The organism is Pseudomonas sp. GW821-FHT07B01, assembly GCF_059419065.1.
In genome coordinates, this window is record NZ_JBWKRA010000003.1 from 288,159 (window position 1) to 300,208 (window position 12,050).

Below are 12,050 nucleotides of genomic sequence, written 5' to 3' on the forward strand. Positions count from 1 at the left end.
AATCTGGATGATCTATGATCCAAAAACTCTCATTTTTGACTAAAACACCTGAACAATGTCTGCAGAACAGTTTGCTCTTTCCTCGGATCTCATCAACGAACTGTTGCGCGGTATGCGCCTGCGTGGCGTCGAATACCGGCGTATACAAACGAGCCCGACTTTCGGTTTGGGCTTCGCTGAAAAAACTGGGCATGCCTGGTTCCATTTCATGGCGGTCGGCAATGCGGTACTGCGAATGACGGACGGCACCACCTACGCGCTGTCTGCCGGCAATGCCGTGTTCATCTCCCATGGCGCGGCCCATCAACTGTGTTCCCATGCGGACGCACCCGTTCGGGACATCGACCGTCTAGACAGCGTGCCCCTCGGTGACACCGTATGCGCGGTTGACACCGGAACCGATGCCAGCCCAACGCCGAGCACCATTTTGTTCAGTGGTTGCATGGAGTTTGAACTGGGCAGTATCCATGGCCTTGGAAAACTGATGCCGGGCCTGATGTTGATTGATGCCGGCGGCCAGCGCTACCCTGGACTGGTGCCTATCCTGACCACCATGGAACGCGAGGTCAGCGCCGCACGTGTGGGCTTCGCCGGTATCCTCGCACGGTTGGCCGACGTGGTGGCCGCCATGGTCGTTCGCGGCTGGGTGGAGTGCGCTTGCGGTAATGCCTCTGGCCTGGTCGCCGCCTTGCGCGATCCACGTTTGGCCGGTGCACTGCTAGCGCTCCATCAACAACCGGGCCGCGACTGGACCGTTGCCCAGTTGGCAGAGCAATGCAATACCTCACGCTCAGCCTTCGCGGATCGCTTCCAGGTGACGATTGGCATGACGCCGCTGCGCTATGTCACCGAACTGCGAATGCGGCTTGCAAGCCAATGGCTGACCCTCGAAAGGCTGCCGATCGAAGAGGTAGCACAGCGCTTGGGCTATACATCCCAGGCCGCTTTCAGCCGCGCATTCAAACGCATTACGGGCAAGACACCGGGGTTAAGTCGCAAGGTGAGGCAGCCCATTGTTACTTGACGCTGAGCGCACGTAGTCGACGGTCTGTGCCTCTGAATCATTTAATGAAAACCGCTCGTGACTACCTGATCGAAAGCCAGCACTGGGACCTCTCAGGCACCGCATAGGACCCGATCCGCGGTAGCGTCCTCCTATCGCGTGTTTTCCACCTCCTTTGAAAGATCGCTCCTACACCTTCTCCAAACACTTCCGACGGCCCCATCTGAAATACCCAACAGTCACGAAAAACGACAAGCCCTTTTCTAAAATAAACGTTATGTATTCAGTTGTTCTGGGCAAGAAGCCCACGTCTCCATTCACCTCATGAAGAACTTGGATCATGCTAAATACCTCATTTTTTCCCTCATTGCGTACCGCCGTCAGTACAGCCCTGCGGCCCCGACAACTCAATCGAGAAGAAGAGCGCCTGGTCCACTACTACCGTTGCTTGTCGGAACAGGATCGTGAAGCGGTGCGCTGCCTAATGTTTGCGGTCAGGGAAACCAGCGAGGCGAACACCCTCCCCCATAAAAAGTGATGCCGTCATGGGTCAGCGAACGATGGAAGTACCTGCGGGTTTGACATCTAGCCGGCAGCCTGTCACTAACACCCTCGCGATGGATTTTTCTACCCAGCTAGAGCATGCCTGCTGAAGCCCCATCGCCGTGGAGGATCTGCATATCCCCATGCCCACCTTCGTCACCCTTCAGCCTCGATTTTCCCTCGGTGGCCTGACCCTCTCCCGCTCGATTTCCGTCAGCTCCAACACGCTCCACCGTAGCCTCCGTCTCGATTTCCTCCAGGTGATTGTGGGGTCTTTTACGCGCTCCTAGACTCCGCCGCCGTAGGGCAAATCCCTGTTCCCTCATGATTCCCACAGGCGGCACGCGCGCAATTTTCCTGCCGCCGCCACTCGCAAGAAGCCTCACGATGACCAAGATCTCAACCGCCCTCCTCCTGCTTGCACTGGCCAGCCTGCTGGCGGGCTGCACCACCAGCCCCAACGTACTGCAGATACACAAAGTCACCGCAGAGGCGATTGGCTTGGCCTCTACGGATGAGCTGACCATGGGCCCGGTCACCAAGAGCAAGGAGGACTTCCTGGGCGGCGCTGAACTGAACTTCAAAGCCACGACCGCCAAGGGCCGTGTGTTCAACTGCTCGACGGTCATGACTCCAGGCATCCTACTTGAGCCGCCGAAGTACTCGCGCCTGACCTGCACGAAGTAACCCTGACAGCCGGTGCGGGTATCGCGCGCACCGGCCTATGGGAACGGACGTCGGCGTGCCGGGCGCGCCACATGGCGGCGTTGCCGGCAAAGATGGTGTTCATGCTCAGCACGCTAAACCTGCGTCAGCGCTCAGCATTCGATAGATGGCCGTTTGAGGCATAAGAGTGCGCGCAGTCGGCTGCCGAGGGTGAAGGGCGCCCCCAACACTTAGACACCCATTCAATTTCTGGGGCGTTTTCAATGCTTGGATAAGTCACGCACAACGCTATTGAAAGACACCTCCTACAGACCCAGCGTATGGGTTCGCAGGACGCGTCCTGATTGCGCCCACATTATTGAATGGCACGGGCGACGCTGCCTAGGATGTGCCCGCTCGCTCATTTCGTTGAGCTCTAGCCCTCCCCGCGTGCACGACAGGAGTCGATTGACCATGAATAACAAAACCACCATTGGCTTGCGAAAGCGCCTGCTCGCCGGCTCGACTTTCGCGCTCTTCTCATTATGCGCAGCCCCCGCGCTGGCCACCGACTGGTGGATGATCTTTGGCACCGGCGACACGCCCAACAGAGACCTGTTCTTCGCCGATGCACAGTCGGTAAAAGCCGCACAACAACACCCGCAAAACACAATGCTGACAGTCGTGCAGGTGTTTGAAAGCCCCAACAGCCCGAACTACGTGAGCTACGCGCTGGAGCTGCAATGCCCGGAGCGACAGCTCAGGGTGAACTCTGCCACCGCCTACCTGCGCGCCGGGGCCACCACGGTGCTGCCGGCGCCTAAACGCTGGGTGCCGGTGCCCAAGAGCTGGCTGGAGCGTGGCTATGACTTCGCCTGCGCACCAGGCAAACGCAAGTCCAACGCCATGATGCCAATGGGCGTTGGCTCCATCGACAACGCACAACTGGTAGCGATCACGCAGCAAGGCCTCTTCAATCAGTTGCCGGGTAATCAGCCGATCCGCATTGAGTCCAAGAAGAGCAGCACCGAGGACGTGATGCGCGACCTCAACTTCCTCTTGGGCGCACCTGAGAAAAAATGACCTCCGGCGCCAACCGGCACGCTTGAATAATGAGTGATCGACATGAAATACACAGGTGCATTGGCCTTGGCCCTCGCGCTGCTGCAGACCGGCTGCGTCAGTTTTGACACCGTCCCGGAAATGTACGCGCGCAGCCAATGGAAAGGCCGCCCGGCGCAGGACGCCATCAATTTCTTTGGTCCACCCCAAAAAATGGATCGCACCGCGGACGACCAGCATGTGGTGATGCAGTGGTACCGCGACACGTCTTACAACAGCAATGAGGTGGTGGCACAAAGCGCGGAAAGGCAAGGCAACGTGATGGTGCACACCAACTATTGGGCAACCGTCAACAACCCGAATCGCTGCATCCTTTCCATCACCGTCGATCAGGACAGGAAGGTCGTTGGGTTTGAGGCCGATGAAGGCGAATTGCTGCTGTCCAGTGGCTGCCAGTCGGTCAAGTTTGGGCCGCCTTAAGGCGACCTACGCTGAGGCGGGCTAAAAAAGACGCCTGACAAATGCCATTTCCATGAAGGATAGTCCTCGACAATGAAATCCGTCATCGTCGCCATCGCCCTACCGCTCATTGCAGGCTGCGCAACGCCGAAATATTGGGAGGCCACCGGCGGCAACCCGTCCGACGGGCTTATGCAACTCTCCTACGTCCATACGCCGTTTGAGTACGGCCAAATCCGGGAGTCCCAAGGGTTGGCGATTGCCACGGGGCGCTGCCAATTTTGGAACTACGCGCGCGCTGAGCGCGCAGGCGCACAAAAATCCGTGTGTCGCGCGATGGGGCAATTCCACTGCCTGGAAATCACCGTGACTCAGGATTATCGGTGCCAGAAGTGACGCCCTCCCCAAGCGTCGCGGCGCGTCGGGAAGTTGAGCGAACAGTAGTTCGCCTGGCGACCCAGGCGAACTGAGCGGATCTAGTAACAATACGAACTTGAGCGCGTCCCCTACGGTTGTGCGCACAAACAAAAAAGACGCCTGAGCGTCTATTCCGTAAATCACAGGCAAAAAAAAGCCACTCGTTAGAGTGGCTTTTTCATTAATGCTTGGAGCGGGAAACGAGACTCGAACTCGCGACCCCGACCTTGGCAAGGTCGTGCTCTACCAACTGAGCTATTCCCGCTTGGTGATGCGCATTCTATAGAATCCTCAGCCCCCGTCAACCCCTTGATTCAAAAAAGTTTTATTTCTTTTCAACGGTGGTTCGCAGATGGGGCCAGGCAGCACGCAGGTATTGCAGCATGGACCACAGGGTCAGGCCGGCAGCGATGAGCAGCAAGGCGTAACCGGTGAGCACCCAGAAGGTGAAGTCCGACGGGTTGGCCAGCAGGATCACCAGCGCGAGCATTTGCGCGGCGGTTTTCCATTTGCCCATGTTGGAGACGGCCACGTGGGCGCGGGCGCCGATTTCGGCCATCCATTCGCGCAGGGCCGACACGACGATCTCGCGGCCGATGATGACGGCGGCCGGCAGGGTCAGCCACAGGTTGCCGTGTTCCTGCACCAGCAGCACCAGGGCGACGGCCACCATGAGTTTGTCGGCCACGGGGTCGAGGAACGCGCCGAAGGGCGTGCTCTGCTCCAGGCGGCGGGCCAGGTAGCCGTCGAGCCAGTCGGTGGCGGCTGCGAAGGCAAATACCGAACTGGACGCGACGTAGCTCCATTCATATGGCAAATAGAACAACAGAATGAAAATCGGGATAAGCAGGACGCGTAGTACGGTGATCAGATTAGGGATATTCATCGGCACAACTGGCTACGAGGTGAGAAGGCATTCTATTCGCTGTGCAGATTGGCATAAATCAATTCAGCGAGCTTTTTACTGATACCGGGTGCTTTGGCTATCTCGTCAATGCTGGCACGGGAGAGCTCCTGCAAGCCACCAAAATGTTTAAGCAAGTCGCGACGCCGCGTCGGGCCAACCCCTGCCACCCCTTCCAGGGTTGAAGTTCGCCGGGTTTTGCCACGGCGGGCGCGGTGGCCGGTAATGGCGAAACGGTGGGCTTCGTCGCGGATTTGTTGAATCAGGTGCAGTGCGGGTGAGTCGCCCTTCAAGGTGAATTCATGGGCGGCATCATTTAAGTACAACGTCTCGAAACCGGCCTTGCGCGTGGTGCCCTTGGCCACACCGAGCAGGATCAGGTCGGGCACCGCCAGTTCGTTGAGCACGTCACGGGCCATGGATAACTGGCCCTTGCCCCCGTCTACCAGCAGGATATCGGGCAACTTGCCCTCCCCGTCCTTCAACTTGCTGAATCGCCGCGTGAGCGCCTGGTGCATGGCGGCGTAGTCATCGCCTGCGGTAACGCCTTCGATGTTGTAGCGCCGGTAGTCGGCCTTGATCGGCCCTTCCGGCCCGAATACCACGCAGGAGGCCACGGTGGCCTCACCGCTGGAGTGGCTGATGTCGTAGCACTCCAGGCGCTGGGGCGGCTCGTCCAGGTTGAGGACCTCGGCCAGGGCGTCGAAGCGTGCGGCAACGTGCTGTCGATTGGCCAGGCGTGCACCCAGGGCCTGTTCAGCGTTGGTGACGGCCAGTTGCTGCCAGCGAGCACGGGTGCCGCGTACGCGGTGGCTGATGTCCAGCTCGCGGCCGCGCAGCTCGTGGATGGCCTCGATCAAGGTGGGAAAGTCTTCATGCACGACGTTGACGATCAGTTCAGACGGCAGGTCGCGCTCAGGGCTGCTGACGTAGTATTGGCCAAGGAATGCGGCCATGACCTCTGCCACGTCTTCGTCGATACCGGTCTGCGGGAAGAAGTTCTTGCTGCCTAATACCCGCCCGCCTCGTACGCTGATCAGGTGCACACAGGCGCCGCCCGGGTTGACGAACGCGGCGATCACGTCGACGTCACCGGTGCCGCCTTCCATGCTTTGCTGGTCCTGGACACGGCGCAGCAGGGAGATCTGGTCGCGCAGTTCGGCAGCCTTTTCGAAATCGAGGGTGCTGGCGGCCTGCTCCATGGCTCCGGACAGCTCATCGGTGAGGGCGTTGCTGCGCCCTTCGAGGAACATCACCGAATGGCGCACATCCTCGGCGTACTCCGAAGGTTCCACCAGGCCCACGCAGGGCGCCTTGCAGCGCTTGATCTGGTATTGCAGGCACGGCCGTGTGCGGTTCTTGTAGAAGCTGTCTTCGCACTGTCGCACAAAAAAGGTTTTTTGCAGCAGGCTCAGGCTTTCACGAATCGCCCCGGCGCTAGGGTAAGGCCCGAAGTACTTGCCCTTCTGCTTTTTTGCCCCGCGGTGAATGCTCAGGCGCGGAAAGTTGCCATCCGATAAAAACACGTAAGGGTAGGATTTATCATCACGCAGCAGGATGTTGTAAGGCGGCCGCCATTCCTTGATCAGCGTCTGCTCAAGCAGCAGCGCCTCGGTTTCATTGGCGGTGATGGTGGTTTCGACCTGGGCGATACGCGCCACCAGGGCGGCGGTTTTCGGCGCAAGGCCGGTCTTGCGAAAGTAGCTCGCCAGACGGTTCTTCAGGTTCTTGGCTTTGCCCACGTAAAGCAGGCGCGCCTCGCTGTCGAACATGCGGTACACGCCGGGGCGGCCACTGCAGGTGGAGAGAAAGGCACTCGGATCAAACGGTGTGGTCATGTCAGGCGCTGGCATCCACCATGCCGTGGCGCACTGCGAGCAGGGTCAATTCAACATCACTGCTGATGGCAAGCTTCTCGAAGATACGATAACGGTAGGTATTGACGGTCTTGGGCGACAGGCACAGCTTGTCAGAGATGGTCTGCACCTTCTGGCAACCGACGATCATCAGGGCGATCTGGATTTCCCGCTCCGACAGCGCATCAAATGGCGAATCGCTGGTGGGCTGGAACGACTTGATCGCCAATTGCTGGGCAATCTGCGGGCTGATGTAACGCTGGCCGGCAAATACCAGGCGAATGGCTTGCACCATCTCGGCCAGGCCCGCGCCCTTGGTGAGGTAGCCGGCGGCACCGGCTTGCAGCAAACGGGTGGGAAACGGGTCTTCCTCGCACACCGTGACCACCACGACCTTGATGTCCGGATGGCTGCGCAATAACTTGGTCGTGGCACCAAGACCGCCAATCCCAGGCATCTTGACGTCCATCAGTACCACATCGGGCTTCAACTCCCGGGCCTTGATCAGGGATTCCTCCCCCGACTCCGCCTGGCCGACTACTTGCAGGCCGTCGATGTCAGCCAGCATTCGTGTAATGCCTGTACGAACGAGATCATGGTCATCGACTACTAGCACCCTAATCAAGCAGACACCTCGCGATATGGTCTTATAGGTTGCTGAACACCTTAGCAAAAAACCAAGGCGCAGACCTAGTTGCAAGTGTCATATATATAGAGATTAAACGTGCTGCGGCTGTTCGCCGGCTGGCGAACAGCCCTGTTTCCTGGGCTAAAGGTCAGGATTCCTGGGGGGGCGACTTGGCTTTTCCGTTCACCACGGATGAATGCTCAGCCAAGGTACTGGTCAAGCGACGGATTGCGTCCTGGTCTTCCTTGAACATCGCTCGGTAATTGCCCAGCACTTTCTCTTCGATCTTGCTCAGGTTATCCAGCTGGATCGGCGTTGGGCTGCCGGTCAACACGTACAGGATATCCACACCTTTTTCGGCGACGCGAGACAAATAGTCGGCCTTGGGTGCACGACCACCGCTTTCATATTTGCCTTGGGCGTTCGCTTCAACGCCTCCAATTTCTCCAAAAACTTTCTGCGACAGGCCAAGTCGCTCTCTTTCTTGCCTTAAGCGCGAACCGATTCCACTCATTTGGATGTATGATCCTAAATTGGCACACCCCAAGAGGTGTCACACCATCACTTCGTTAAACAAACTTGAACGGTTTTGAACTATGCCCGGAATCCGTACTGCTGCACAAGCCAAGGCCTGGCTGGAACATCAAGGAAAGTCAGTTCAAGCGTTCGCCCGGGAGCATGGCGTAGACCCGGCAACCACGTATCAAGTGCTCTCCGGGCGCAAAAAGGGACGGCGTGGAGAAGCCCATAAAGTGGCGGTACTTCTGGGCATGAAAGAGGGCGTTATCGTGGATGAGCCAAGCGCTCAATCCCACGACGAACAAAGCACTAACTGACAGCAGTATGCGCCTATTTGTAGGACGTGCATGTTTTAGTCCGATGTGAGTGCGCGACACTCACGCTCCATCCGCCAGAAGCCATCCTCTTCACCGACAATGCTCAACCCCAAGCGCTGATACAGCCTTCTTGCCGGGTTGGTCTTGAACACCGTCAAACGTAGAAAGCCCAGGCCTTCGACGCGTGCCTTGAGCGCCATTTGCTCCAGCACCCATGTGCCCGCGCCCTGCTTGCGCCAGCATTCCAGCAGGTGCAGCTCGCGGATATACAAGGCCTTGCCATCGCGGCTCAGGCTGATAAAGCCCATGACGACGTCATCGTTGCAGATCAGCCAGTTCTCGCGGCGCGCCCAGGCCACGTCGAAGCCGTCGTTGGACCACAACAAGCCGTTCTGACGGTAGTAATGGCTCATGGCCTGCTGGGTCAGGGTGCGGGCAAACGGCAGGTCCTGCTCGATGGCCCGGCGCAAATGAAACCTCATTCAGAGGGCGACCACTTGGCCGGTCCACTGCCCGCCGTCGCGACGGGCGATCACCAACGCGTCGCCGACACCGGGGGCGGCAACAAGCAAGTTGCCATCGGCGGTCCAGATCGCACTGCGACCGGCACAAGCCCAGCCTCCAGATGGGCCACCGTGGTTAGCCATCAGTACCAACAGGCCATGCTCGGCCGCATAGCCTTCAAGCAAAGCACTGTCCGCCGCGTAGCCTCCCTCGCTGATCAGTACGCCGGCGGCATACACCGTGGCGCTCGCTGCCGCCGCTTGACGTGGATGGCTGGCCTGGGAAAAGTCCGCACACACCGCCAATGCGATACGCTCCTCGGCCAATTCCAGGGCTTCACCGCCCTGCCCCGCGGCAAATGCCAGCTCTTCGCCGGGGTGCAGATGCTGCTTGGTGTAGACGCCTACTGAACCGTCCGCCCCAAGCACCAGCGCGCCGATCAGCACACCTGTTTGTGGCGCCAGACGCACCGGCATGCCCACCACAGCCGTCAACCGCAGCTCCCGCGCCAACTCACGCAACTGCGTCAACACGGCGTCTTGCGGGTCGATGGCCAAGTCGGCCGCCAGGAACGGCTCGTAGCCTGTCAGTGACAGTTCTGGAAACACCAGGCATTGCACACCCTGTTCAGCCGCGGCCCGCATCAACGCCAGGTGCCGCTGGATATTGGCAGCGACATCGCCCGGGATGGAAACGGTTTGCGCCGCAGCAAGGGTCAAGGCAGTCATGGTCGCGTCCTGGCAATCATTGTTTGAGAGCCGTCAGCATATCCACACTTACCCCATAGCGGCATAGGTATCGCCGTTACCGCAGGAATGGATATGTACACGGTCCAACTGTGTTGACTGTCAGGCCGTCTTCGCAGGCAAGCCAGCTCCCACATTTGGATCGCGGTGCCTCAGCCAGGTCAGCGCCGGCTGTCAGGCCGTCACGGGAGCAAGCTCCCTCGCCACAGGTCCAGCGTCGCAGCAAAGTTGTGTAGATACCTATGCCCATAGCGGTAAGTACTGCCACGCAATAGAAATTACTGATTGAACCCACCCGCACGCCTCTAGTAAGCTCCCCCCATCATTTGGAGAGCCCCATGTTGCCACTCACCCACACTCAGGTTTGCCCTGCTTCCAGCGCCTTGCGCTCGGTGTCGGCTACCCGTGTGAACGGTTCGAGCGCAATGGCCGGCTTTTATTTTGGGTATTGGTTTAGCCACTGGCGCGCCTGATACCTGAAATCGGCGCCCACTACTCAAGGGGTCGCCTACCAGAGAAATCTAAACCCCCGGTCGGCTCCCCGACCGGGGGTTTTGTTTTTTCAGCGCCTGACAATTTGTTTATCACGCTCACTTAAAGGAATCACACCATGAACTACGCCACCTATTACCGCTACGACACTTGCACTGCATGGCGATTTAGCCAGCTCCGTTCGGGACAGCCTGCCGCCTCCGACCGGTCACCCCGTGGTGGCAAGCCAACACACGTAGCCGATACGGCCAATTGTCGAACACCCCAGTAGGCCAAGCGTGCGGGAATCGCCCGCCGCTTGCCCAGGAAGCCTTGAATATGAACTCCTCCGTCGCCGCTTTGCCCGTCTCTGCCCTCAACAGCGCCAATGAAGCCCTGACCCAGCGTTTGCCCAGCGCTCTTGAGCTCAAGCACCAACTCCCGCTCAGCCCGTTCCTCAACGAACAAGTCCACGCCCATCGCCAAGCCGTGCGCGCCATCCTCAATGGCGAAGATTCACGCTTGCTGGTGATTGCCGGCCCGTGCTCGATCCACGACCCGGAATCGGCCATGGAATACGCGCGCAACCTGAAGAAGCTCGCGCTTGAAGTCAGCGATCAGATGCTGCTGGTGATCCGTGCCTACGTCGAGAAACCGCGCACCACTGTGGGTTGGAAAGGCTTGGCCTACGATCCGCACTTGGACGGCAGCGATGACATGGCCGCCGGCCTGACCCTGTCCCGCGAACTGATGCGTGAAATGCTGCGCCTGGGCCTGCCGGTGGCCACCGAGTTGCTGCAACCCATGGCCGCCGGCTACTTCGATGACCTGCTCACGTGGGTCGCCATTGGCGCACGCACTACCGAATCGCAGATTCACCGCGAAATGGCCAGCGGCCTGGGCATGCCCGTGGGCTTCAAGAACGGCACCGACGGTGGCGTCGCCATTGCCTGCGATGCAATGCGCTCAGCCTCTCACCCGCATCGTCATTTCGGCGTCGACAGCCAGGGCCACCCGGCGATCATCCAGACGCCCGGCAACCCCGACACTCATTTGGTGCTGCGCGGCGGCCATCGTGGGCCCAACTACGATGCGCAAAGCGTGGCCGACGTAAAGCATGACCTAGCCAAGTCCAAAGTAGCGCCACGAATCATGGTCGATTGCAGCCATGCCAACAGCGGCAAGAACCCGCTGCGCCAACCGGCGGTATTCAATGACGTGCTGGAGCAGCGTTTGCAAGGTGATACCTCGCTGGTCGGCATGATGCTTGAAAGTCACCTGTTCGAAGGCTGCCAGCCGCTGAGCGCGTCGATGAAATACGGCGTTTCGGTGACCGATGGTTGCCTGGGTTGGAACGGGACCGAGCAGTTGTTACGCAGTGCCGCCGAGCGGTTGCGGGAACACCGCAAAGCCGACTGATCGGTGAAAACTAAAATCCGGGAAGGAGCTTGCTCTCGCTGGACGGGGTGCAGGCCCCGTCATTTTAGACAAAAAGCGGGTCCGCTTCGCGCCCCAGCGGGGGCAAGCTCCCTAAGGGACGCGGCTAGGCCCTGGCCACCGGCATGCGGGATAACTCCCGCAGCCACGGCAACACTCGCAGGCCGTGGAAGACCTCCGAGGGGTCGACGATGCCCATGAAATGTTCAAGATTGACGTTGTCCGGCACGCCCGGCAGGCGCACCCGTATTACCGGCGTTACACCGCAAGGCGCACCCAGATCCAGGTGATCGTAGACCAGCACATGACGCACCTGAGGCTGAGCTTCGTAAGCCTGGGCCATCAGCGCCGCATTGATAATCAGCACATCGAAGGGGTCGGCAGGAATAGAGGTGAGAATCCGTAACTCCTCGAACGTTTGCACCGGCACGATCCGGTAATAGCCCAACTGGTTGAGCATTTTCTCGATGTACAGGCGTTGCAGATGCTGTTCATCGGCAATCAGGATGGTCAATGCTTTGTTCGGCATGGCAAACCCC

14 protein-coding genes and 1 tRNA gene are annotated in these 12,050 nt (G+C 59.3%); 7 read left to right on the plus strand and 8 right to left on the minus strand.

Annotation, left to right across the window (positions count from 1 at the left end):
* Positions 1-55: 55 nt before the first annotated feature.
* From AC07S6_RS05540 to yecR, 5 genes are all read left to right on the plus strand, one after another.
* Positions 56-1,024, plus strand: coding sequence for an AraC family transcriptional regulator (locus AC07S6_RS05540; RefSeq protein WP_495111885.1), 969 nt, complete (start codon positions 56-58; stop codon positions 1,022-1,024).
* Positions 1,025-1,933: 909 nt separating this feature from the next.
* Entirely contained in the window at positions 1,934-2,233 is a 300-nt protein-coding gene (locus AC07S6_RS05545; protein WP_495111886.1) for a hypothetical protein, read from the plus strand.
* 432 nt (positions 2,234-2,665) lie between these two features.
* A complete protein-coding gene (locus tag AC07S6_RS05550; RefSeq protein WP_495111887.1) occupies positions 2,666-3,274 on the plus strand; it encodes a hypothetical protein in 609 nt (202 codons plus the stop codon).
* A 42-nt stretch (positions 3,275-3,316) separates the two neighbouring features.
* Positions 3,317-3,733, plus strand: a complete 417-nt coding sequence (locus tag AC07S6_RS05555; RefSeq protein ID WP_020303194.1) for a hypothetical protein — start codon at positions 3,317-3,319, stop codon at positions 3,731-3,733.
* 72 nt (positions 3,734-3,805) lie between these two features.
* Positions 3,806-4,108: a YecR family lipoprotein gene (yecR, locus tag AC07S6_RS05560; RefSeq protein ID WP_495111888.1), complete on the plus strand. Its 303-nt coding sequence runs from the start codon at positions 3,806-3,808 to the stop codon at positions 4,106-4,108.
* Positions 4,109-4,318: 210 nt separating this feature from the next.
* Here the strand turns inward: yecR and AC07S6_RS05565 are convergent.
* The 5 genes from AC07S6_RS05565 to AC07S6_RS05585 form a co-directional block, all read right to left on the minus strand.
* Positions 4,319-4,394, minus strand: a tRNA-Gly gene (locus tag AC07S6_RS05565).
* Between the two features lie 60 nt (positions 4,395-4,454).
* Positions 4,455-5,015: a CDP-diacylglycerol--glycerol-3-phosphate 3-phosphatidyltransferase gene (gene pgsA, locus AC07S6_RS05570; protein WP_044273195.1), complete on the minus strand. Its 561-nt coding sequence runs from the start codon at positions 5,013-5,015 to the stop codon at positions 4,455-4,457.
* 32 nt (positions 5,016-5,047) lie between these two features.
* The gene (uvrC, locus tag AC07S6_RS05575; protein ID WP_019821446.1) at positions 5,048-6,871 is read right to left on the minus strand and encodes an excinuclease ABC subunit UvrC; all 1,824 of its coding nucleotides are present in this window, start codon (positions 6,869-6,871) and stop codon (positions 5,048-5,050) included.
* Between the two features lies 1 nt (position 6,872).
* Positions 6,873-7,514: a response regulator transcription factor GacA gene (gene gacA, locus AC07S6_RS05580; RefSeq protein ID WP_003190387.1), complete on the minus strand. Its 642-nt coding sequence runs from the start codon at positions 7,512-7,514 to the stop codon at positions 6,873-6,875.
* Positions 7,515-7,665: 151 nt separating this feature from the next.
* Positions 7,666-8,031, minus strand: a complete 366-nt coding sequence (locus AC07S6_RS05585) for a helix-turn-helix domain-containing protein (RefSeq protein ID WP_003190384.1) — start codon at positions 8,029-8,031, stop codon at positions 7,666-7,668.
* A gap of 82 nt (positions 8,032-8,113) precedes the next feature.
* Here AC07S6_RS05585 and AC07S6_RS05590 point away from each other — a divergent pair, with 82 nt between their 5' ends.
* Positions 8,114-8,353, plus strand: coding sequence for a DNA-binding protein (locus tag AC07S6_RS05590; protein ID WP_072435648.1), 240 nt, complete (start codon positions 8,114-8,116; stop codon positions 8,351-8,353).
* Between the two features lie 35 nt (positions 8,354-8,388).
* Here the strand turns inward: AC07S6_RS05590 and AC07S6_RS05595 are convergent, their stop codons facing one another.
* Positions 8,389-8,835, minus strand: a complete 447-nt coding sequence (locus AC07S6_RS05595) for a GNAT family N-acetyltransferase (RefSeq protein ID WP_495111889.1) — start codon at positions 8,833-8,835, stop codon at positions 8,389-8,391.
* Positions 8,836-9,585 carry a carbon-nitrogen hydrolase family protein gene (locus AC07S6_RS05600; protein ID WP_495111890.1) on the minus strand — a complete coding sequence of 250 codons (750 nt, stop codon included), beginning with the start codon at positions 9,583-9,585 and terminating at the stop codon, positions 8,836-8,838. It abuts the gene before it with no gap.
* Between the two features lie 828 nt (positions 9,586-10,413).
* On the opposite strand from AC07S6_RS05600, the gene AC07S6_RS05605 reads away from it, so the two are divergent.
* Positions 10,414-11,493 (plus strand): 3-deoxy-7-phosphoheptulonate synthase, encoded by a 1,080-nt coding sequence (locus AC07S6_RS05605; protein ID WP_495111891.1) that lies wholly within the window; start codon positions 10,414-10,416, stop codon positions 11,491-11,493.
* Positions 11,494-11,617: 124 nt separating this feature from the next.
* Here the strand turns inward: AC07S6_RS05605 and AC07S6_RS05610 are convergent, their stop codons facing one another.
* Positions 11,618-12,040, minus strand: a complete 423-nt coding sequence (locus AC07S6_RS05610) for a chemotaxis protein CheY (RefSeq protein WP_490614402.1) — start codon at positions 12,038-12,040, stop codon at positions 11,618-11,620.
* Positions 12,041-12,050 lie beyond the last annotated feature (10 nt).